22 protein-coding genes are annotated in these 21,688 nt (G+C 60.6%); 12 read left to right on the forward strand and 10 right to left on the reverse strand.

Annotated elements, in window-relative coordinates:
- Positions 1–42: 42 nt before the first annotated feature.
- Positions 43–2,493, reverse strand: coding sequence for a penicillin acylase family protein (locus FBY01_RS10400; protein ID WP_145307516.1), 2,451 nt, complete (start codon positions 2,491–2,493; stop codon positions 43–45).
- A 179-nt stretch (positions 2,494–2,672) separates the two neighbouring features.
- On the opposite strand from FBY01_RS10400, the gene FBY01_RS10405 reads away from it, so the two are divergent.
- On the forward strand, positions 2,673–3,230 hold the full coding sequence (locus FBY01_RS10405; RefSeq protein ID WP_145307514.1) for a cysteine hydrolase family protein: 558 nt from the start codon (positions 2,673–2,675) through the stop codon (positions 3,228–3,230).
- A gap of 121 nt (positions 3,231–3,351) precedes the next feature.
- Here FBY01_RS10405 and FBY01_RS10410 read toward each other — a convergent pair whose 3' ends face one another.
- Genes FBY01_RS10410 through FBY01_RS10425 form a run of 4 tightly spaced genes read right to left on the reverse strand, consistent with a single transcriptional unit; the run spans position 3,352 to position 5,076 of the window.
- Positions 3,352–3,561: an SEC-C metal-binding domain-containing protein gene (locus FBY01_RS10410; RefSeq protein ID WP_145307512.1), complete on the reverse strand. Its 210-nt coding sequence runs from the start codon at positions 3,559–3,561 to the stop codon at positions 3,352–3,354.
- Entirely contained in the window at positions 3,558–4,052 is a 495-nt protein-coding gene (locus tag FBY01_RS10415) for an LEA type 2 family protein (RefSeq protein ID WP_145307510.1), read from the reverse strand. Before FBY01_RS10415 ends, FBY01_RS10410 begins: the two co-directional genes overlap by 4 nt.
- 45 nt (positions 4,053–4,097) lie before the next feature.
- On the reverse strand, positions 4,098–4,574 hold the full coding sequence (locus FBY01_RS10420; protein WP_145307508.1) for a YchJ family protein: 477 nt from the start codon (positions 4,572–4,574) through the stop codon (positions 4,098–4,100).
- 4 nt (positions 4,575–4,578) lie between these two features.
- Positions 4,579–5,076 carry a DUF6231 family protein gene (locus tag FBY01_RS10425; protein WP_010462634.1) on the reverse strand — a complete coding sequence of 166 codons (498 nt, stop codon included), beginning with the start codon at positions 5,074–5,076 and terminating at the stop codon, positions 4,579–4,581.
- A gap of 189 nt (positions 5,077–5,265) precedes the next feature.
- Here FBY01_RS10425 and FBY01_RS10430 point away from each other — a divergent pair, with 189 nt between their 5' ends.
- The 4 genes from FBY01_RS10430 (at position 5,266) to FBY01_RS10445 (ending at position 7,942) form a co-directional block, all read left to right on the forward strand.
- Entirely contained in the window at positions 5,266–5,961 is a 696-nt protein-coding gene (locus FBY01_RS10430) for an OmpA family protein (protein WP_145307507.1), read from the forward strand.
- A 90-nt stretch (positions 5,962–6,051) separates the two neighbouring features.
- The gene (locus tag FBY01_RS10435) at positions 6,052–6,765 is read left to right on the forward strand and encodes an OmpA family protein (RefSeq protein WP_010462630.1); all 714 of its coding nucleotides are present in this window, start codon (positions 6,052–6,054) and stop codon (positions 6,763–6,765) included.
- Positions 6,766–6,912: 147 nt separating this feature from the next.
- On the forward strand, positions 6,913–7,191 hold the full coding sequence (locus FBY01_RS10440; protein WP_145307505.1) for a DUF1145 domain-containing protein: 279 nt from the start codon (positions 6,913–6,915) through the stop codon (positions 7,189–7,191).
- Entirely contained in the window at positions 7,184–7,942 is a 759-nt protein-coding gene (locus FBY01_RS10445; RefSeq protein WP_145307503.1) for a collagen-like protein, read from the forward strand. Before FBY01_RS10440 ends, FBY01_RS10445 begins: the two co-directional genes overlap by 8 nt.
- A 116-nt stretch (positions 7,943–8,058) precedes the next feature.
- Here the strand turns inward: FBY01_RS10445 and FBY01_RS10450 are convergent, their stop codons facing one another.
- Entirely contained in the window at positions 8,059–8,523 is a 465-nt protein-coding gene (locus FBY01_RS10450) for a CopD family protein (RefSeq protein WP_083374886.1), read from the reverse strand.
- A 99-nt stretch (positions 8,524–8,622) separates the two neighbouring features.
- On the opposite strand from FBY01_RS10450, the gene dinG reads away from it, so the two are divergent.
- The 5 genes from dinG to pdxH all read left to right on the forward strand — a co-directional run bounded on the left by dinG (position 8,623) and on the right by pdxH (position 16,603).
- A complete protein-coding gene (dinG, locus tag FBY01_RS10455) occupies positions 8,623–10,767 on the forward strand; it encodes an ATP-dependent DNA helicase DinG (protein WP_077749573.1) in 2,145 nt (714 codons plus the stop codon).
- A gap of 96 nt (positions 10,768–10,863) precedes the next feature.
- Entirely contained in the window at positions 10,864–13,362 is a 2,499-nt protein-coding gene (locus tag FBY01_RS10460; RefSeq protein ID WP_145307501.1) for a beta-galactosidase, read from the forward strand.
- A 203-nt stretch (positions 13,363–13,565) separates the two neighbouring features.
- A complete protein-coding gene (locus tag FBY01_RS10465; RefSeq protein WP_010462617.1) occupies positions 13,566–14,711 on the forward strand; it encodes an EstA family serine hydrolase in 1,146 nt (381 codons plus the stop codon).
- 113 nt (positions 14,712–14,824) lie between these two features.
- The gene (locus tag FBY01_RS10470) at positions 14,825–15,931 is read left to right on the forward strand and encodes an OmpA family protein (RefSeq protein WP_145307499.1); all 1,107 of its coding nucleotides are present in this window, start codon (positions 14,825–14,827) and stop codon (positions 15,929–15,931) included.
- A gap of 24 nt (positions 15,932–15,955) precedes the next feature.
- The gene (gene pdxH, locus FBY01_RS10475; protein WP_010462613.1) at positions 15,956–16,603 is read left to right on the forward strand and encodes a pyridoxamine 5'-phosphate oxidase; all 648 of its coding nucleotides are present in this window, start codon (positions 15,956–15,958) and stop codon (positions 16,601–16,603) included.
- Between the two features lie 5 nt (positions 16,604–16,608).
- Here pdxH and FBY01_RS10480 read toward each other — a convergent pair whose 3' ends face one another.
- Positions 16,609–16,845, reverse strand: coding sequence for a hypothetical protein (locus tag FBY01_RS10480; RefSeq protein ID WP_077749569.1), 237 nt, complete (start codon positions 16,843–16,845; stop codon positions 16,609–16,611).
- 166 nt (positions 16,846–17,011) lie between these two features.
- Here FBY01_RS10480 and FBY01_RS10485 point away from each other — a divergent pair, with 166 nt between their 5' ends.
- Positions 17,012–17,476, forward strand: coding sequence for a glycine zipper 2TM domain-containing protein (locus FBY01_RS10485; protein WP_010462609.1), 465 nt, complete (start codon positions 17,012–17,014; stop codon positions 17,474–17,476).
- A gap of 67 nt (positions 17,477–17,543) precedes the next feature.
- On the opposite strand, the gene FBY01_RS10490 is transcribed toward FBY01_RS10485, so the two are convergent.
- The 3 genes from FBY01_RS10490 to nhaA form a co-directional block, all read right to left on the reverse strand.
- Positions 17,544–17,795, reverse strand: coding sequence for a pyocin S6 family toxin immunity protein (locus tag FBY01_RS10490; RefSeq protein ID WP_077749568.1), 252 nt, complete (start codon positions 17,793–17,795; stop codon positions 17,544–17,546).
- 11 nt (positions 17,796–17,806) lie between these two features.
- Positions 17,807–18,997: an S-type pyocin domain-containing protein gene (locus FBY01_RS10495; protein ID WP_145307497.1), complete on the reverse strand. Its 1,191-nt coding sequence runs from the start codon at positions 18,995–18,997 to the stop codon at positions 17,807–17,809.
- Between the two features lie 120 nt (positions 18,998–19,117).
- The gene (gene nhaA / locus FBY01_RS10500) at positions 19,118–20,305 is read right to left on the reverse strand and encodes a Na+/H+ antiporter NhaA (RefSeq protein ID WP_010462602.1); all 1,188 of its coding nucleotides are present in this window, start codon (positions 20,303–20,305) and stop codon (positions 19,118–19,120) included.
- Positions 20,306–20,542: 237 nt separating this feature from the next.
- On the opposite strand from nhaA, the gene FBY01_RS10505 reads away from it, so the two are divergent.
- On the forward strand, positions 20,543–21,640 hold the full coding sequence (locus FBY01_RS10505) for a PLP-dependent cysteine synthase family protein (protein WP_178113235.1): 1,098 nt from the start codon (positions 20,543–20,545) through the stop codon (positions 21,638–21,640).
- Positions 21,641–21,688: the final 48 nt, after the last annotated feature.

A 21,688-nucleotide genomic window follows, 5' to 3' on the forward strand; every position in this document is an offset into this window, starting at 1 on the left:
GGCATTCCCACGCAGAGCGTGGGAACGATCAGTCGAAAGGGGTTACTTGCCGGGTGTCAGGGTCAACCGTGTCTTGCCGTACACCTTGTCAAAGTTCTGCGGTTGCATCGGCAGGCTCATGTATTGCCCCTTCAGCCATGGATCAATGCTGTCGAGGTAGTGCGGGCTCGCCGGGTTGCCGGACTGACCGGTGCTGTTCTGCCCCATCAGCGGTTCTGCCTGGCTGAAGTCCACGATAAAGCGCATGGCTGGCGCCAGCGTCGTGTTGAAGTCCTGACCCCAGGTGAAGGCCGCCGTGTTCAGCGTCGTGTGATCGCCGCCGGCCGCGAGCGGACCGCGCACGGTCTGGCCGCTGGCATTCTTCCACTCATAGCGGTGCAACTTGCCCCACTGCCAGGCTTTGTGATCGCCGCCCAATTGACTGTCACCGGCGCTGATCGCCGCCGCCAGACTGCGAGCGAGGATTGCCGGCTTGTCTTCTTTCTGCGGCGTGCGTGCGTCATCCCAGAACGGACTGTCTTCACGGCCCAGCAAGTGATCGGCCTGAGCCGCGTAGGACAACTTGCCGTTGGCGATAAAGGCTTTCCACGCCGGGCTGCTTTCCGGGCCCAGTTCGTCGAGGAAGATCTGTTTGGTGCTTTCCTGCAGGAACAACTCGTAGATCGCCGCATCCGCAGAGGTCGGGCTGAGTTTGCCGTCGAAGGCCATCAAGCGGGTGTACGCCTCGCGAGCCTTGCCGCGATCGGCAACCGGCAGGGCTTCGATGGCTTGTTTGAGCGGCTGGGCCATGCCCGGCGCTTCAAACATTTTTTTCAGTTTGGCGGCGAACGTCGTGGTCTGGTCGTATTGCATCGCGATCACGCTGCGCGTGTCGTGTTTGCCCACACCCGCCAGTTCGGCCAGGCGTTCGCCACGTTCCGGAGCCGACCAGGAATTGGACAGCTGCATGCCGTAGCCATGGGGAATGACCCGCTGGTTGGCAGTGCCGAGCCAACCTTGGGCCGGGTCCTGGTCATACGGGTGGAGCATCGGGTCGGCGTAGCCGTCCCAATCGTAGCGACCTTCCCAGCCCGGCGACGGCAGCAGGCCTTCGCCTTCGCGACGGTTCGGGTAACGCCCGGTGACTTGCCAGCCGATGTTGCTGGCGTCGGCGAACACCAGGTTCAAGGCGATGGCGCGGATTTCACGGCTGGCGTCCGAGGCTTTCTCGACGGTCTGTGCCCGGGACAGGTCGAAAAACGCGTCCAGGGTTTTATCGTCGGTGAAATTCGGCGTCTGCAAAGCCAGGCCGAAACCATTGGCCAGCGTCATGCCCTGGGCGCTGTTGAGCAAAGGACCGTGGCGGGTTTCGTACACCACTTCGCGAATCGGCCGCTGGCCTTTGACGAAGTAGGTTTCGTTGCGCACGATCGCCGGCTGCCATTTGCCACCGACTTCATAGGTCAGTCCATTGCCCTGGCGTTTGATTTTTTCCAGGAACAGGTCCTGGTTGTCGCCCATGACCGAGGTCATGCTCCACGCCACTTTGCCGTTGAAACCGCCGAGCACCATGGGCAAACCGGCAATCGTCACGCCAGAGGCCTGGTACTTCGGTGCGCGAATCTGCACGTAGCTGAACAACGACGGCACACCCAAAGGCCCATGGCTGTCGCTGGCCAGCAGGCTTTTGCCACTGCGGCTGCGTTGCCGGCCGATGGCCCAGTTGTTCGACGAGGTGGCGCCCAGCAGATTCAGGTCGGACAGTTGCCCGGTGGCTTTGCTGATTTGCGTCAGGCCCGGGATGGCGCCATTGAGCTTGATGCCCTGCAGTTTTTCAGCTTCGCCCAGCGGCAGTTTTTCGTCGGGGGCGGACGGCGTCAGCCACCCGAGTTTGTCCGTGGTGACGGTCTGGGCCAGCATCAGCGCGTTGATTTCTTCCGGCAGGTTGGCCGACTGACTGAAGTTCAGCAGGCAGAAAATCAGCGCCGAGTCTTCCGGTTGCCAGTATTCAGGCTTGTAACCGCTGGCGGCGAGGTCGGCCGGCAGCTTGTCGCGGAAACGGAACAGGTAGGCGTTGACGCCGCGCGCATAGACTTCGAAGAAGCGTTTGAGGCGCGGCGACGATGCCTTGTACAACTCGCCCGCGCTTTTCTTCAGATTGACGGCGCGCATGTAGCGGTCGGCGTCCAGCAGGTCCGAACCGGACATCTCTGACAAACGGCCCTGGGCCAACAGGCGCAAGGTGACCATTTGCGTGATGCGGTCGCTGGCGTGGACGTAGCCGAGGGCGAACAGGGCGTCGTGGAAGCTGTTGCTTTCGATCAGCGGCATGCCCATGGCATTGCGGCGCACCGAAACGTTCTGCGCCAGGCCCTTGAGCGGCTGTACGCCGGTGGTCGGCGGGAGGGTGTCCTGAGTGTTCCAGGTCTGACAACCGGTCAGGCTCAAAACACCGGCCACTGCTGCGGCAACGCCGAACCGGGGAAGAAAATGTGTAAGGGCTGGCGAGGCCATGGCAAAGCTCCTGCGGGGGGGTAGCGTCATTAAAGGCGCTACGTTAGTGAGCAGGAGGAGGGCGCGCAAGCAGGGTGTCAGGTTATTTCAGGATTTGTCCGATAAACACAATCTTGCCTGTAAGCGGAAGTGATGCTGAAGTGCCTGAAATTCAATGACCTGTTGTGAGAAAAGTCGGCATGGAGCTTAAGACCAACGCAGCACTGATTATCATCGACCAACAAAAAGGCATCTTGCAGCCCCGGCTCGGGCGCCGAAATAATCCTCAGGCCGAGGAACGGATTGTCGATTTGCTGGCGTATTGGCGGCGAACCGGACGGCCGGTGATTCATGTGCAGCACCTGTCCCGTTCACCGGAATCGGTGTTCTGGCCGCAGCAAGCAGGCGTTGAGTTTCAGGAACGCTTCATGCCCCTGGCCGGCGAACAACTGATTCAGAAACAGGTACCGGATGCATTTTGTGCGACCGGGCTGGAGGCGAGTTTGCGCGAGGCGGGGATCGAGCAGTTGATCATCGTGGGCGTTGCGACCCATAACTCGGTGGAGTCCACGGCGCGAACGGCCGGGAACCTGGGATTTGACGCGTGGGTGGCGGAGGATGCGTGCTTTACGTTCGACAAGGCCGATTATTTTGGCCATGCGCACTCAGCCGAGGAAGTGCATGCGATGTCGCTGGGGAATTTGCACGGAGAATATGCGACGGTCGTGAGTACTGCACAGATATTGAAGGCTGGCTGAGTTCCCTGCGGGAGCGACGCACCGTCGCTCCCACAGGGGGGATGCGCGCACAGAACCAATGTGGGAGCGGGCTTGCTCGCGAAGTCGATTCAAGCGGCGAAGAAGTTCTTCGCCCGAAGCATCAAGCGCCGTGGCACTTCTTGAATTTCTTGCCGTTGCCGCATGGGCAAGGGTCGTTGCGGCCGACATCTTTCAGGGTGTTGCGCACCGGTTCCTGGTGGGCGTGGCCGCAGTTCGGGCCGTGGACATGGCCGTGGTCGTGATCATGGTGGTCGTGATGGTCATGATCGTGGTTGCAGTCAGGGCCATGGACATGGGGTTGCTGGGTCATCGGTTTTGCTCCGGAATTAAATCGGCGGGGATTATCACGCCATTGCGCGCCAGGTGCACGTAGTGCGCGATGAATAAACCGGTTTCCATTTCACCTTCCAGACGATAGGGGATGGGCTGATCGGGTTTTTTCAGCATTTTCACCAGGTCCCGCACCTTGGGCCACAGGTTGGTGCGGATCGGCACCTTGAAATAGGCACTGCGTTTGGGGCCGACCGTGAACCAGTGTTCATGCTCGCCTTCGGCCAGCAGCATGTCGCCCAAGTGAATACGGTACTCGAGGCCGCGCACTGTCAGGTCGTTGTCATTGGGATTGTCGACGCGAAAGTGCAGGATGAATTTCTGCTCCAGCAGTTTGGCGCGGACCACTTCAACCTTCACCAGGTGCACCTGCGGGTCCGGCAGATCGTCTCCGAACCAGGACGCGCAGCCGCCGAGCCCCAGAAAGAGGAGCGAGGTGAAGAGAAAAAGTGCAAGGCGCCGGGTGATCATGGTCGTGTTTCTCCCTAGAACCCAGTCTAGCCCTTTGGAATCACCTCACGCGCCGAAATACCCCGCGCAACACTTCTTGAATTTCTGCCCGCTGGCGCACGGGCAGGCATCGTTGCGTCCGGCCTTGAGTGGCACGGTGGGGTCGATGAAGTACCAGTGCCCGGAGTTCTGCACGAACGAGGAGCGCTCACGGTGGCTGTGTTCACCCCCACCGTCATGCCAGCGTGCGGTGAACGTGACGAATGCGTGTTCCGGTTGACCGCCCAATACCTCGGAGCTTTCCACCTCCAGACCCAGCCAGGTGCTTTGCGCGCTCCAGTCGCTGATGGACTGACGATCCAGGCCGGCCTGTTGCGCGGGCAGGGTGGTTGCCACCAGATAGTCGATCAAACCCAGCACATAGGCGCTGTAGCGCGAGCGCATCAAGGCTTCGGCGCACGGCGCCGGATGCCCGGCATGGTAATGGCCGCAGCAGGCATCGAGCAGGGTGCCGCTGCCGCAAGGGCAAATGGATGTACTCATTGCGTTACCACCAATATTTCCCGAAGTTTTCCGGATTGGCCCAGAACCGCGAGTTGAGCCAGTCGGGCACCTGTTTATAGTCAAGCAGATCGTAGGTGAACAGCGTCAGCACTTGTTCATCGCGCTGGAAGCGTTCACTGGCTTGCAAGGCCAGGGAAAAGAAATCCGTCTCCTGCCAGCCGCTGGCCGGCAAATCCGCCAGCACCGCAATGCGGCTGGCATTCAGATTACGGATCCCGCCTAAAAGATTCAGACCGTCACGCTTTGGCAGGTGTTCAAGGCAATCGACCACCAGCGCCAGATCAAAGCGGCGCGCCGCCAGTTCGGCCGGCAGTGCACCCGGTGCCGCATGCGCCACGCAGCTGTCCGGGTGCGCAAGCTTGAACGCCTCAAGTGCGGGGAATTCGCTGGCGCCGATCAACAACAGGCGCGCGGGGGCGTATCGATCAAGCAAAGCGGCCAACGCCTGCTGGGGCGTGCGCGAAGAAATACCTGCAATCATCAGAGTTCCTCAAAAAGAGCACCAAGACTAGCCTGCCCAAACGTGCGGGCCTAGAGCGGGTTTGCACCAAAATCGGCGAACGGCCGTGAATACGTGACTAAACAGCGGTGGCCTATTGCTGGCGGAGATTAAAACTCCGGTCTTTACTCCCTGAATCGGTTTCAAGCCGATCCCTCAGGAGAAAACTAGATGAGCATAGTTCGGACAGCATTACCCTTGGTTCTGCTAACCAGTGTGTTGACTGGTTGCGCAGGTTTGCAGAAAACCGACTGGCCGACCTGTGCAGGGGTCGGTGGTGTCATCGGTGCGGGTCTCGGTGCGACCGAGAGTACGGCATGGGCGGGGTATGGCGCGCTGGCCGTCGGCAGTTTCGCCGCGGCTTATTGCTGGGTGCATGGCGATGGCGACGAAGACGGCGATGGTGTGCCGGACAGTCGCGACAAGTGTCCGGGTACGCCTCGAGGCGTGAAGGTCGATGCCGACGGCTGCCCTCCACCGGTACCTGCGCCAATGGTCGAAGAAGTCGTGGTGGTCAAGGAAGAAGTCATTGTCATCCGCGATGTCCACTTCCAGTTCGACAAAGCCACACTCACGCCTTCCGATAAAGATGTACTCAACACAATCGCCACGCGCCTGAAACAGGAAGCCTCCACCGCTCAATTGACCGTGACCGGCCATACCGACAGCGTGGGCAGTGATGCCTACAACCAGAAACTGTCGGATAAGCGTGCTCACTCGGTGGTTGAATACCTCATCCAGCAAGGCGTGCCACGCAGCAGCTTCGTGTCTGTGACCGGTGCCGGTGAAAGCCAGCCGGTGGCCGATAACAAAACCGCTGACGGCCGTGCGCAGAACCGTCGCACGGAAATCAAAATCAACCGCTAAGTCCCATCCGCTCCGCGGCTTGTGCAGTCGCGGATGCGGGTCTTTACTCCTGTGTAACCGGTATGGGCCGGTAACACAGGAGCTTTCACAATGAGCGTTCTCACAAGGACCGTCTTGCCGGTTCTGCTGCTAGGCAGCCTGTTGACCGGTTGCGCCACTCACAGCGATGGCACCGCCCCTCTCAATCAACGTACCTGGCCGATCTGCAGCCTCATCGGCGGACTGGTCGGCGGCGGTCTGGGCGCGATTGAAAGTGCCGGCTGGGCAGGCGGTGGCGCAGCACTCGGTATCTTGACCGGTGGCTTGATCTGTTACGCCCAGGATGGCGATGAGGACGAAGACGGCGTTTTCGATCGGCGTGATCGTTGCCCCGATACCCCGGCCAATACGCCTGTCGAACATCATGGTTGTCCGCTGCCGCAGTACCCGGCCAGCGTGAAACCTGTCGAAGTAGTGGAGCCCGAAGTCATCACTCTGCCCAGCGACGTGCTGTTTGCCTTCAACAAGTCTGACCTGAGTCCCGCCGCGCAGAGTCAGTTGGATTCGCTGATGTCCAAACTGCAATTCGCCGATGTGGTGAGCATCAAGGTGATCGGTCATACCGACAGCGTCGGTTCGGATGAATACAACCAGGCACTTTCGGAGCGTCGCGCCAGCAGTGTGGCTGCTTATCTGTTGAGCCAGGGCATTGCGCCGAGCAAACTCACCAGCGAAGGCAAAGGCGAAAGCCAGCCGTTGGCCGACAACGAAACGGATGAAGGACGCGCGAAAAACCGTAGGGTGGAGTTACACATTAATCGCTAAGTCCCGAAATAGAGCCGTCGGACAACAGTGGCTGTTGATTCGACGGCCATTCGGCGGCCTTCATGAAGAATTTTCTGTTGCCCTCTGGCTTATCCCTCGCGGAAGCCGTTACTGTGCGCGCAAAGAATAATTCTCAACGGGGGGCGTATGAAGGTGTTTTGGGGGCTGGGGAAGTTGTTGACCCTGCTGTTTTGGCTGGTGGTGCTGGTCAATCTGCTGATGCCGTTTGTCAATCCGTTGCACCTGCTGGTCAATCTGGCTGGCGGCGTGTTGGCGTCTCTTCATCTGCTTGAGGCGGTGTTCTGTTTCCGCAGCCTCAGAGGTCGCGCCCACCCTTGGCGTGATCGCTTGAAGATCCTGTTTTTCGGCGTATTCCACCTGCAAACCCTCCCGTCTCCGACCGTATCGAAGGCTTCCCATGCGTAAACTCTGTCTGCTCGCCGCACTCATCAGCCCATTGGCCTGCGCCCAGGTGGTCAGTGTCGAAACCAATTCATTGATGCGCCTGCCCAACACCGCCAGCACCTTGCAGCTTGAACGCCTGGAAGTCGCCGATTACGGCACTTTGTTGATTCCTTCGAACGTGACCGAAGTCACCGTCGGAGAATTGCATCTGGGGCGTGAGGCGCGGATCGCCATCGTGCCAAGTGAACAGGTACTGGAATTGAAAGTCAGTCGTGCCGAATTGTCTGAAGGCAGCCAGATCACGGCTCGTGGGGCGCCGGGGACTTACCTCAAGGCCGCTCGCTCCGGACGCAACCTGAATTTGCAGATCAAGGCACTGAATGCACCGCTGTTGTCGGTAGACGCTCGCGGTGGCGCGGGCGCGCCAGGTTTTGTCGGCCTCGATGGGGCCAACGGTCAGGCGCCGGGTTGCACATGGGGCCAGGCCGGCCGCGGTGCCGATGGCAGCAATGGCAGTGATGGTCAGCCGGGGGCGCCGGGGGCGCTGGTCAGGCTGGAAGTGCCACGGGATTATCCGGTTGAACAGATCAAGGTTCAGGTGGCGGGTGGTGCCGGTGGCATCGCGGGGCCTGGCGGCAAGCCGGGCGCGGGCGGCAAGGCCAAGGGCTGCCTCGTTTACGAGGCCGATGGCGGCAAAAGCGGTCGTCCTGGGGTTGATGGACAGCCGGGGCCTGCGGGTGCGGCGGGTTCGGTGACCGTTCAAAGGTTGTAAGAACGACCGAGATCCTGTGGCGAGGGAGCTGGCTCCCGCTGGACTGCGCAGCAGTCCTGTTTTGGGGCCGCTTCGCAACCCAGCGGGGCTCCCTCGCCACAGTTGTACTGTTTGCTTTAGAACATCGGTCTGGCCGCAGCAATCGCCACCAGCACCAACCCGACAATCAAATTGATCCCCACCAACTTGCGAATCTTCCCCAGCGTCGCAGCCCCGGTCGGCCAATCCTGTGCGCCCACCGCCGTGCGCAACTCTGGCAGCAGCAACGCTTGAATCCGGATAAACAGCGCGGTCATCACCACATACAAGCCCATCATCACCTGCACATACCGCGGCGCCGCCTCAAACCCGGCGTATTGCAGATGAATCATGCCCACGCCACTGATCGGCAATAGCACCACCGCGACCCAGACCCAGCGGAAAAAACCTTGAAACACTTCCACCCACAGCTTCAAGCGGGCAGGCCCCTCCAGCGCCTTCATCGCTGCAGGCCGCAAGACCATCCAGGCGAAAAACATACCGCCGACCCACACCAGGGCGGACAGGACGTGCAGGGTGTAAACGATGCCAAAAGGTGTCATTGAGGTACTCCGTTCTGCGCGGGATTAATTAGCGGGGTATGATAGCGGCCCATACGAACCACTGAAAATTTATCCAGCGTTTTTTGCGCCCGACAATCCATGATCAGCACCGAACTCAAAACCACGATCCAGGGCGCCTACTCGCGTTTTCTTGAAGCCAAGAGCCTCAAACCGCGCTACGGCCAACGCCTGATGATCGCCGAAATTGCCAAAGTCCTCGGTGACATCGACACCGACGACGAAGGCCGGCGCAGTGGCGACCCCGCGATTGTCGCGGTGGAAGCCGGCACCGGTACCGGTAAAACCGTGGCCTACAGCCTGGCGGCGATACCCACCGCCAAGGCCGCCGGCAAACGCCTGGTCATCGCCACGGCCACCGTGGCCCTGCAAGAGCAGATCGTCTACAAGGATTTGCCCGACCTGATGCGCAACAGCGGGCTGAATTTCAGCTTCGCCCTGGCCAAGGGGCGCGGGCGCTACATGTGCCTGTCCAAGCTCGACATGTTGCTCCAGGAAGGTCACGCGCAAACCGCCACGGCTCAGCTGTTCGAAGAAGAAGGTTTCAAGATCGAGGTCGATGAGGCCAGCCAGAAGCTCTTCACCAGCATGATCGAGAAGCTCGCCGGCAATAAATGGGACGGCGACCGCGACAGTTGGTCCACTGCCCTGGAAGACGCCGACTGGGCGCGCCTGACCACCGATCACAGCCAGTGTACTAACCGTCATTGCCCCAACTTCGGCCAGTGCGCCTTCTACAAGGCCCGCGAAGGCATGGGCAAGGTTGACGTGATTGTCACCAACCACGACATGGTCCTGGCAGACCTGGCGTTGGGCGGCGGCGCCGTGCTGCCGGACCCGCGCGATACCATTTACGTATTCGACGAAGGCCACCACCTGCCGGACAAGGCCATCGGCCATTTCGCCCACTACACGCGCCTGCGTTCCACCGCCGACTGGCTGGAAACCACTGCCAAGAACCTCACCAAACTACTGGCCCAGCATCCGCTGCCGGGTGACCTGGGCAAGTTGATCGAGCAGGTGCCGGAGCTGGCTCGAGAGATCAAGACCCAGCAGCAGTTCATGTTCACCGCGTGCGAGCAGGTGGCCGATTTCAAGCCCGGCGAAGACGTCGAAGGCCGCGAACGGCCGCGACATCGTTTCGTCGGCGGGGTGATTCCCGAGCACATGCGCGAAATGGGCGTCGAGCTGAAGAAGGGCTATGCCCGTCTGACCGACCTGTTCACCCGGCTCACCGAACTGCTCAAGGAAGGCATGGACGGCGAGGTCAATATCGGCATCGCCAGCAACCAGGCCGAAGAGTGGTATCCGCTGTTCGGCAGCCTGTTGTCCCGTTCTTCGGGCAACTGGGAATTGTGGGTCGCGTTCACCGCTGAAGACCCGGAAGACAATCCGCCCATGGCCCGCTGGCTGACCCTGGCCGAAAGCGGTTCGCTGTTCGACATCGAGGTCAACGCCAGCCCGATCCTCGCCGCGGAAATGCTCCGGCGCAACCTGTGGAACGTCGCTTATGGCGCACTGGTGACTTCGGCGACCCTGACCGCGCTCGGCACCTTCGACCGTTTCCGCATGCGTGCCGGCCTGCCAAAAAAAGCCGTGACTGCCGTGGTCCCGAGCCCGTTCCATCACGCCGACGCCGGTGTGTTGCGGGTGCCGGACCTGAAAGCCGACCCGCGTGACGCACCGGCCCACACCGCCGCGATCATCCGTGACTTGCCAGCCTTGGTGGAAGGTTCGCGCGGCACCCTGGTGCTGTTCTCCTCGCGCAAACAGATGCAGGACGTGTTCGACGGCCTGGACCGTGACTGGCGCAAGCAAGTGTTCATTCAAGGCAACCTGTCGAAACAGGAAACCCTGAACAAGCACAAGGCGCGTGTTGATGGCGGAGACTCCAGCGTGCTGTTCGGCCTGGCGAGTTTTGCCGAAGGGGTCGACTTGCCCGGTGCGTATTGCGAGCACGTGGTGATCGCGAAGATTCCGTTCTCGGTGCCCGACGACCCGGTCGAAGCGGCCCTGGCCGAATGGATTGAAGCCCGTGGCGGCAATCCGTTCATGGAAATCTCCGTGCCCGACGCTTCGCTGAAACTGGTCCAGGCCTGCGGCCGCTTGCTGCGTACCGAAGAAGACCGCGGCACCATTACCCTGCTGGATCGACGTCTGGTCACCCAGCGTTACGGCAAAGCAATCCTCAACGCATTGCCGCCATTCCGTCGCGAAATTTCCTGAAACACCGGTGGGCTTTTTTGCCCACCGCGTTGTCTATCGTTCAGCCACCACCTTTCCATTGGCCCATTGAGGGTCGTTCGGGAGAAACACGTTCCTATGATTCGCTGTTCGTTGCCTGCTGTTTTCGCCCTGATGTTCGCAGCCCCTTTGCTGGCAGCCCCTGCCGGCCAACAGACGCTGTTCAACTTTGTGCGCCCCGCCGATGTGGTCCAGGTGGCAACTCAAGATGCCAGCCTGCCGCAATCCAATGCGGAGCAAACGGCCGAAGGTGAAGTGCTGCGTCGGGTGACGTTCAACCCGGTGGCGCAACCGACCTTGCGTCTGACCCCGCAAACCGGCGCCTGGGACTGGTCCCAGTCAGGTGTCATGAGCTTGCGCATTCAGAGCGCGATGGACTGGGCCGTGACCCTGTACGTGAAAATCCAGAGCAACGATGGCAAGACCCTGATCAGTCGCGTCGACTTGCCCGCGGGACCGGCGCAGACCTTGCTGGTGCCGCTGCAACCGAGTTCGCCGCTGAGCCAGGGCATGAAGGCCGGGCCGCCGATGCCGATGACGTTTGACGGCCAACGGGTATTGCTGGCCAGCAGCGCCGGTGAGTTGGATCGCAGCCAGGTGGTGTCGGTGACGTTGTCGATGGATCAGCCGAAAGTAGCCCAAAGTATCTTGCTTGAGCGCTTTGGCGTGCAGGACGGTGAAGCGGTGACCAAGGCGGCATACGGCGGCCTGGTGGACGCCTACGGTCAATCGACCCGGGCCAAATGGCCGGAGAAGGTCGGTAGCGATGAGCAACTGAAAAGCGCCGCCGCCAAAGAACAGCAACAAACCAGAACCTGGCTCGCCGAGCGCCAGAAGTTATCCCTGGATAAGTTCGGCGGCTGGAACAAAGGCCCGACGTTCAAGGCCAGCGGTTTTTTCCGCACGGAAAAACGTGACGGTCGCTGGTACCTGGTGACCCCGGAAGGGCATCCGTTCTATTCGCTGGGGGTCAATACCGTTACCCCGAACGTCAACCAGACCTACATCGCCGGCCGCGAGTGGATGTTTGAATCCCTGCCAAAACCGGAAGAACCCTTGGCCAGTCATTATGGCGAAGGCGACAACCGTGGTGGCAACGGCGCCGATCAGGGCCGTGGTTATAACGCCGGTCGCTGGTACGATTTCTATGGCGCTAACTTGCAGCGCCTGTACGGCGAACCGTGCGCGCTGGGCAGCGACACCAAGGCCGGTGTCGCCGAAGCAGCCAAGGCTGATGCGGTCGAGGCCACGACCGACAAGGCCGCCGAGCAACCTGTCGCACCTACGACTGCCGAATCCGGCGTCGCCGAAGCCGCCAAGACCGGCGCGGAGGAAGCGACCGTCGCCAAAGCCGTCGAGCAAAAACCTGCTGAACCCTGCAAAGCCGTGGTTGATGAACAACGCTGGGCCAGCCATACCCTGGATCGCCTGCAAGCCTGGGGTTTCAACACGGTCGGCAACTGGAGCGCTCCGGCGCTGGCCAATGCTGACCGTGTGCCGTACACCTTGCCGCTGTCGATCGTCGGCGATTACGCCAGCATCAGCACCGGCACCGATTGGTGGGGCGGCATGCCCGACCCGTTCGACCCACGCTTCGCCATGGCCACCGAACGCGCCGTGGCCATCGCCGCCCGCGACCATCGCGACGATCCCTGGCTGATCGGTTACTTCGCCGACAACGAACTGGCCTGGGCCGGCCCCGGCGACGATCCGAAAGCCCGTTACGCACTGGCCTACGGCACCTTGAAAATGACCACCGACGTGCCGGCCAAACGGGCGTTTCTCAAGCAGTTGCGCGACAAGTACCGCAATCAGGCCGGCCTTTCCAAGGCCTGGGGCATCGACTTGCCGGCCTGGGAATTGATGGAAGACCCGGGTTTCGTGCCGCCGCTGCCGAGCGCCGAACACCCGGAAATCGAGGCTGATTTCAAATACTTCCAGAAGGTCTTCGCCGATACCTACTTCAAGACCCTTTCCGATTCGCTCAAGTGGCACGCACCGAACCAGTTGCTGCTGGGCGGTCGCTTCGCCACCAGCACCCCGGAAGCCGTTGAGTCCTGCGCCCAGTATTGCGACGTACTGAGCTTCAACATGTACACCCTGCAACCGCAAGACGGCTATGACTTCGCCAAATTGCGCAGCCTGGACAAACCGGTGCTGATCACCGAGTTCAACTTCGGCTCCGCTGATCGCGGTCCTTTCTGGGGCGGCGTGACGCAGTTGGCCAAGGAAGAAGACCGTGGCCCGGCTTATGCCAACTTCCTCAAACAGGCGCTGAGCGAACCGTCGATTGTCGGCGTGCACTGGTTCCAGTACCTCGATCAACCGGTGACCGGACGTCTGCTGGATGGCGAGAACGGTCACTTTGGCCTGGTGGGCATTACCGATCTGCCGTTCCAGGGCTTTGTCGACAGCGTGCGCAAGAGCAACCTGGCGACCGTTGACCAGTTGGGCAAGGAGGCTGAGAAGGCCAAGGCTGAAGCGGATAAAGCCAGCCATGAAGGCGAGGGCGGTAAAAAAGGTGATGCGGGCAAAGGCGTGGGCCATGCCGGCGGCCATTCGGCCAACGGTCACTGAGTCCTGCTCGACCGCGTTATCGTTTTTAGCGAGCAGGCTCGCTCCCACCATGGTCCTGCGTGATCCTTGGGGAGCGAGCCTGACGACAAATTTCTGATCCAATCCATGGGCAACCGACCGCCCGGCTCACGCCTGTTCCCAAAACCTTCAATGGCTGGAACAATGCGGGCCACTTTGTAGAACGATAGTCCGGGGAGTTGCGGGTGCAGATTCAGGGTCATTACGAGCTTAAGTTCGAAGCAGTGCGTGAAGCGTTCGCGGCGCTGTTCGACGATCCTCAGGAACGTGGTGCGGCGTTGTGCATCCGGGTCGGTGGTGAAACCGTCCTCGACCTCTGGGCCGGTACCGCCGACAAGGATGGCCTTGAAGCCTGGCACAGCGACACTATCGCCAACCTGTTCTCCTGCACCAAGACCTTCACTGCCGTCACCGCCCTGCAATTGGTGGCCGAAGGCAAGTTGCAACTGGATGCCCCGGTGGCGCGCTACTGGCCCGAATTCGCCGCTGCCGGCAAAGACTCCGTCACCTTGCGCCAGTTGCTCTGCCATCAGGCCGGTCTGCCGGCACTGCGCGAGTTGCTGGCACCCGAAGCGCTCTACGACTGGTACACCATGGTCGATGCCCTTGCTGCCGAAACGCCGTGGTGGACACCGGGCGAAGGCCACGGTTACGCGGCAATCACCTATGGCTGGCTGGTGGGCGAGTTGCTGCGCCGTGCCGACGGTCGTGGGCCGGGCTCATCGATTGTGGCGCGGGTCGCCAAGCCGTTAGGGCTGGATTTCCATGTGGGCCTGGCGGACGAAGAGTTCCATCGCGTGGCGCACATCGCCCGCGGCAAGGGCAACGTTGGCGATGCGGCGGCCCAGCGCTTGCTGCAAGTGACTATGCGCGAGCCGACCGCCATGACCACCCGGGCCTTCACTAACCCGCCGTCGATCATGACCAGCACCAACAAACCCGAATGGCGCCGGATGCAACAACCCGCCGCCAATGGCCACGGTAACGCCCGTAGCCTTGCTGGTTTCTACGCCGGCCTGCTTGATGGCAGCCTGCTGGAAAGCGAAATGCTCGAGGAGCTCACCCGCGAACACAGCCTTGGCGAAGACAAGACTTTATTGACCCGGACCCGTTTTGGCCTGGGTTGCATGCTCGATCAACCGGACGTTCCCAATGCGACCTACGGCCTCGGCCCGCGGGCATTCGGCCATCCGGGCGCTGGCGGCTCCATCGGTTTTGCCGACCCGGAACATGATGTGGCCTTCGGATTTGTGACAAATACACTGGGGCCTTACGTCTTGATGGATCCGCGCGCGCAGAAGCTTGCGCGGGTACTGGCCACTTGTCTGTAATACGCACTCTCGGGCTCCAGGGCCGGAACCCGAAAGCCATTATGGTTTCCAACCGTCTGTTTATCCGGTCACGCCGGCCTGATTTTTTATGATTTCATTTTTGTGGATATCCAATGTCATTCAATAAAACCACCCTTGCCTTGGCCCTGTGTGTCGCGATCACCGGTTGTGCACAGACCCCACAAAGTGATTCGGATGGCAGCAGCTGGTGGCCGTTCGGCTCCTCCGACAAAGTCGCGGCGAAAGAGCCGGCTCCGGCCCCGACCCCAGCCCCTTTGAAAACGGCCGCCGCGGCTCCAGTGACCAAAGCTGAAAGTTCCAACCCTTGGTACTGGCCGTTCGGCTCCGATGAAGCGCTCGACAAAAAGCCCGAAGTAAAACCCGAAGCCAAGCCTGTCGAAGTGGCCAAGGCTGAAGCTGAAGCCGGTGGAAAGTGGTGGTGGCCGTTCGGGGGTAAAGATCAACCCACCGCCAAAGCCGTGCCGATGCCGGATCCTAAAGTCACTCAAGCCTGGCTCGACGACTACGAGCCGCGCCTGCGTGAAGCGATCAAGGACAGCAATCTGCAACTTGAGCGTCGTGAAAACGTATTGGTCGTGACCGCGCCGGTAGAAGGCTCGTTCAACCCGGACCGTCCGGCCATGTTGCTGCCCGTGACCCTAGGCCCGTTCACTCGCGTCGCGAAAATCCTGGAAGTCGATCCTAAGACCGCCGTCCTGGTACTGGGTCACAGTGATACCTCGGGCGCCGCACCGGCCAACGTCAAACTGAGCCAGGAGCGTGCGCAAGCCGTCGCTGCGATCTTCCGCCTCAGCGGTTTGCAGCGTGATCGCCTGATGCTGCGCGGCATGGGCGGTGAAGCCCCTCGTGCAGCCAACGACAGCAACGAAGGTCGCGCCTTGAACCGTCGTGTGGAATTGCTGGTGACTCCGCAAAACACCATGGTCGCGTTGCTGAGCAAGTACAACATGCCGGCTCCGGCGCCCGTTCGCCTGGTCGCTGCCCAGGACGTCAAGCCAGTGGTCAAGCCTGTCACGCCTGCACCTGCGGCGAAAAAAGCGGCTGTGCCTGCTGCGAAAAAAGCCCCGGCCAAGAAAGCCGCCAAGGCTCCAGCCAAGAAGGCACCGGCTAAAACCGCGACCCCGGCGAAAAAGACTGCCCCAGCAAAAGCCGCAGTGGCTGACAAGAAAGTCGCCGCTGCCGATGCTGCAAAGAAGTGATTCGTTAACCAAAAGGAATGCGCCATGACCCAGGGCCTGGCTGATATGCGTCGCGACTACACCCGTGACGGTCTGACCGAGGCGCAAGCCCCGGCCGAGCCGTTCGGACTGTTCCATCAGTGGTTTGCGGACGCGGTGAAAACCGAGCAACCGCCGGTGGAGGCCAATGCCATGACCCTGGCCACCGTCGATCAGGACGGTCGGCCGCATTGCCGCATTCTGCTGCTCAAGGGCCTGGACGAAGAGGGTTTCACCTTCTTCACCAACTACGACAGCGCCAAAGGCCAGCATCTGGCGGCAAACCCGTTCGCCGCCATGACGTTTTTCTGGCCGACCCTGGAGCGCCAGGTGCGCATCGAAGGGCGGGTGGTGAAGGTTACGGCTGAAGAGTCCGACGCCTATTTCCAGGTCCGCCCGCTGGGCAGTCGTCTCGGTGCCTGGGCTTCGCCCCAGAGCCGGGTGATCGCCGATCGTGCTGAACTGGAAGCGCTGCTCAAGAACACCGAGCAACGTTTCAGCGACACTCAACCGCACTGCCCGGAACATTGGGGCGGTTACCGCTTGCTACCCGAGCGCATCGAGTTCTGGCAAGGCCGTCCGAGCCGCCTGCACGATCGCCTCAACTACCGTTTGCAAGGCGCCGACTGGATTCTTGAACGTCTGGCACCTTAAGCAGTCTACCGATCGGGATAGCCTGCCGCAGCGGCTTCAAGCCACTGGGGCAGGTCCCGGCGCTTGATCTTCTGCGCCTGAGCGCTTGCCAGTTGCTCGAGCATGAACGCTTTTTTCTGCTCGTCTTTACCCGCCAGCGCCAACGCCAGATCGCGGTCCATCCAGCGTTTGATCCGCACGTACAGCCACCAGTGGAAGTACAAACCGGCGACCGTGGTGACGACAATGATGAAGTAATCCATGAAAATCCTTGGGTCAGTGGGGCAGGTTTTTCGGTTTGCCGCTACTGTGTGGTGAGTTCCGAGGCGCCTGTACCGAGCCTGAATGAAACCAATTTTATCCGGGCGATGCCGTGACAGACGTCAAGCTGCGGAGTTTAATGAATACTTGTCCTTTGGAGTTGATGCTATGCGTAAGTCTGTTCTGCTGGTTGCTTCCTTTTCCACGATGGCGATGTTGCTCACCGGCTGCCAATCGAGCCTGACCGGTGACTCCTATTCCCGTGACGAAGCGCGTCGTGTGCAGACCGTTCGCATGGGCACCATCGAATCCTTGCGTCCGGTGAAAATCGAAGGCACCAAGACCCCGATCGGCGGCGCAGCGGGCGCAGTGGTCGGTGGTGTCGGCGGTAGCGCCATCGGCGGCGGTAAAGGCAGCATCGTCGCTGCGGTCATCGGCGCCGTGGCGGGCGGCCTGCTCGGTTCAGCCACTGAAGAAGGCCTGACCCGCACCCAAGGCGTGGAAATCACCGTCCGTGAAGACGACGGCAGCATGCGCGCCTATGTGCAGCAGGTTCAGGAGAATGAAGTGTTCCGCGTGGGCGAGCGGGTGCGGATTGCGACTGTTGACGGTACGAGCCGCGTTACGCACTAAGCGGGAACGAGCGGTAAAAGAAAACCCCGGCCGGGTGACTGGTTGGGGTTTTGTTTGTTAAGGATTCTCACGGCGCGGCGCGGGGGCCTATGAAATATTCCAACCCCTCGGGTAAGTCTATTTCTAATAGTTCTGCAACCTGTAGGACTTGAGTGCCTGTCAGTTCCAGCTCCCCAGGCTCTATTTCTTCCAGTTTTTTTGACTCGGTCAATTGAGCCAATGCCTGGTTCATTTCATAGTCTTTGATGGTCAGTTGGAACTGCAATGAATCATCTTGTTTTTCATCAGGGTAAAAACCGGTGATGGATAAATAGCGCATAATTTTTCTCTTCAGTTTCTTGAGGTTCTTCTACCAGGCTTTGCCTTTTTGGTTCGCTCGCCGGTTACGTGATTGAATTCGCCGAAATGCACTCCGGATTTATCGTAAAGCTCTACAGCACCGCTTTTGGAGTCCCACTCATATATACGGCCTTTGCGGTCTAGCCATCGGGCTCGTTTTTTCCCTCCACCTCGAACTGAAACCTTCGGTTTTACGGGAAATGCATCAGGGAAGCCTGGGAGGGTTTCCGGATCATCGTAGTACTTATGATCCCCCGGCATGCTCATCACTACATAAACCGGATTTACCCCCGACCCCACCGGAAAAACAAGAATGAAATCCTTGTAATCAGGCGGATACACCGGATTCACAATAATCCCGTCAGCCGCTTTCGTCGGCGGATACACCCAAATATGCGGCGCTTGCGGAGCAGCCTCCAGCGCCGGAATCCCGAGAATGTCCGAACCATCCACTGCCGGTGTCCAGATCAGCTCAACCCCATCCCCTAGATCCGCCACCTGCTGACTGTCGCGCAAGGTGAACTGCACGACATCGACCATTTCCCAACCGCGGTTCTTGCCGGTATAGAAGCCATAACCCTTGAGACGGCCATCCGCCTGTTGCTCGACCTGCAAGCGAACGCGGGTCCTGGCCTGTTTCAGAGCGCGCAACTGATCTTCGGTATACAGCGCGCTGTCGCTCAAGCTTGGCGTCCAGAACAGCGCGACCACCGTAGCCAGCGCGGTGGCCCCGGCGGCGCCGATTGCGGCCACCGGAGCGGCGAGCGTCGGAGCACTCAGGGCGAGTCGGCCAATGCCGAGCGAGAGCGTACTGCCGCTGATGGTTTCGAGATTCAGCAGCCCGGCATCGTCCGCTTCGCGGGCACCCAGCCAGGCGACTTCCCCGTAATCCTTGAGGCTGTCGGTAGGTACCATGCCCGAAGGATTCGAGTAGTCGATGATGGCGTCCGGCAGTTTGCAGGACTTGGCGAAGACGCAACCGGCACGAACCGATTCGTCCCTTTTGGGGGCGATCTCACGACTGAGCTCGAAGGCCTCTTGCCTGGCGAGCATGGCGTCGTAAGTGTTTTGTCGGGCGTCCCGCTCGGCCAGTTCGGAGGCCGTCATGAAGCGGTGAGTGACGTGGTGTCCGTCGCCGGACGGTGGGTTTTTAACCCGGGGGATATCCTTGTTTCCAGCCATTGATCTTCCTTGCGCTCGCACATCGACAGCCCCGGATAAGGGGCTGTGCGACGTTAACGAACGAGGTCAAACGTGGCTGAAGGACGAATCCTGATTGTCGTTAAGAGGGTTCTCTTTCGCTCAGGATGGCAGCGCGGTGCGCTTGCGGCTCGCTGCCGCTGTCACCGCATAACCGATCAATGCCGCCAGAATCGAACCGGTCAAAATACCCATCCGGTCCATTCCGGCGTATTCACTGACACCCGGCTCGAAGGCCAGGGAGCCGACAAACAGGCTCATGGTGAAGCCGATGCCACAGAGGATCGCGACACCCAGCACCTGGCCCCAGTTGGCGCCTTGGGGCAGGGCGGCGATGCCAATTTTCACGGCCAGCCAGGTCAGGCCGAACACACCGACGGTTTTGCCCAGCAGCAGGCCTACCGCAATGCCCATCGGCACGTGGTGAGTGAAGCTTTCCATGGTCACGCCGCTGAGCGACAGGCCGGCGTTGGCGAAGGCGAACAGCGGCAGAATGCCGTAGGCCACCCAGGGATGCAGGGCGTGTTCGAGGGTCAGCAGCGGTGACGGTTCGGCATTTTTTGTGCGCAAGGGAATGCAGAACGCCAGGGTCACACCAGCCAGCGTCGCGTGGACGCCGCTCTTGAGCACGCAGACCCAGAGGATCAAACCGATGATCATGTACGGCCCGAGCTTGACCACGCCGAGCCGGTTCATCGCGATCAAGGCGACGATGCACGACGCAGCCAATGCCAGCGAAAGTGTCGACAGTGTGCCGGAGTAGAAGATCGCAATGACGATAATGGCGCCGAGGTCGTCAATGATCGCGAGGGTCATCAGGAACAGTTTCAGCGACACCGGCACGCGCTTGCCTAGCAGGGCGAGAACGCCGAGGGCGAAGGCGATGTCGGTGGCCATCGGGATGGCCCAGCCACTCAGGGCTGCCGGGTTGTCACGATTGAGGAACCAGTAGAGGAGTGCCGGAACGACCATGCCGCCAATCGCTGCCGCGCCGGGCAGGACGATCTGCGAAGGTTTCGACAGCTGGCCGTCGAGGACTTCGCGCTTCACTTCCAGGCCGATCAGCAGGAAAAACAGGGCCATCAGGCCGTCGTTGATCCACAGCAGCGCCGGTTTGGCGATTTGCAGCGCACCGATCTGCGCCACCACCGGCGTGTCGAGGAAACTGCTGTACAGCCACGACAACGGGGAGTTGTTGATGATCAAAGCCAGGGCTGCCGCGGCGATCAATAACAGACCGCTGGCAGCTTCCAACTGAAAGAAACGCGTGAAAGTGCTACGCAGAGGCAAGGTCGCTCTCCATCGAAAAATCAAAAAGGTGGCACACCCTAACCCGTACCGTTGGTTGTTAAAACAAAAGTTATATTCTTTTTTGTTATATACCGTTACAACGCGAGGGGTTGGCACGGAGATGAGCCTAGCAGTTGCCAAACGTATTGGGCCTCAGCTGTATCTGTGCGTGGCGTGGGATTTTTCCTAAGCTTATGGGCTGAGCCTTGCACGAAGGCCGACTCAACGAGAAAAACCATCATGAACGACAACCGACAGTGGGCCCGCGAAGCCATCCGGATCATCGAAGCCGACTTCCAGCGCAGCGCCGACACCCACCTGATCCCTTTGCCGCTCCCGGGGTTTGCGGGCATCGAGCTGTACTTCAAGGACGAGTCCAGCCATCCCACCGGCAGCCTCAAGCACCGGCTGGCGCGCTCGTTGTTCCTCTATGCCTTGTGCAACGGCTGGCTCAAACCCGGCGCGCCGGTGATTGAAGCGTCCAGCGGTTCGACGGCGATTTCCGAGGCTTACTTCGCCAGGTTGCTGGGCTTGCCGTTCATTGCGGTGATGCCGGCGACCACGTCCAAAGAGAAGATCGCGCAGATCGCGTTCTACGGCGGCAAGAGTCATCTGGTCGACGATCCGACGCAGATCTACGCCGAGTCCGAGCGCCTGGCCCGCGAACATGACGGGCATTTCATCGACCAGTTCACCTATGCCGAACGCGCCACTGACTGGCGGGCGAACAACAACATCGCCGAGTCGATCTTCCAGCAAATGCGTTTTGAACGGTACCCGGAGCCGAGCTGGCTGATTTCCAGCCCCGGCACCGGCGGCACCACCGCGACGCTGGGTCGATACGTGCGTTATCGCCAGCATTGCACCCGCGTGTTGTGCGCCGATGCCGAGCGTTCGGTGTTCTTCGATTTCTACCAGACGGGGGATGCCAGCCTGCGACTGGACCATGGTTCTCGGATTGAAGGCATTGGCCGGCCACGGGTCGAGGCGTCGTTTCTGCCCAAGGTGATCGATGCGATGGTCAAGGTGCCGGACGCGTTGTCGCTGGCAGCCATGCATTACCTGGCGCAACATTTGGGACGGCGTGTCGGCGGGTCGAGCGGGACCAACCTGATCGGTGCCTTGATGGCGGCCGGGCAGATGGCAGCGGCGGGGGAGTCGGGGTCGATCGTGGCGATTCTGTGCGACGGCGGCGAGCGGTATGAGACCAGCTATTACGACCAGGATTGGCTCAAGGCCCAAGGGTATGAGTTGAGTGGGTTGATGGAGGTTGTGGCGGGGAGTGTCGAGCGCGGTGAACCGCTTCCCGCCAACGTTTTACGCGCGAATATCTGATACCACCCCCCCCCGTAGGAGCGAGGCTTGCCCGCGAAGAGGTTAACG

The sequence above is a fragment of the Pseudomonas sp. SJZ077 genome, from assembly GCF_007993905.1.
GTDB classification, from domain to species: Bacteria; Pseudomonadota; Gammaproteobacteria; order Pseudomonadales; family Pseudomonadaceae; genus Aquipseudomonas; species Aquipseudomonas mandelii.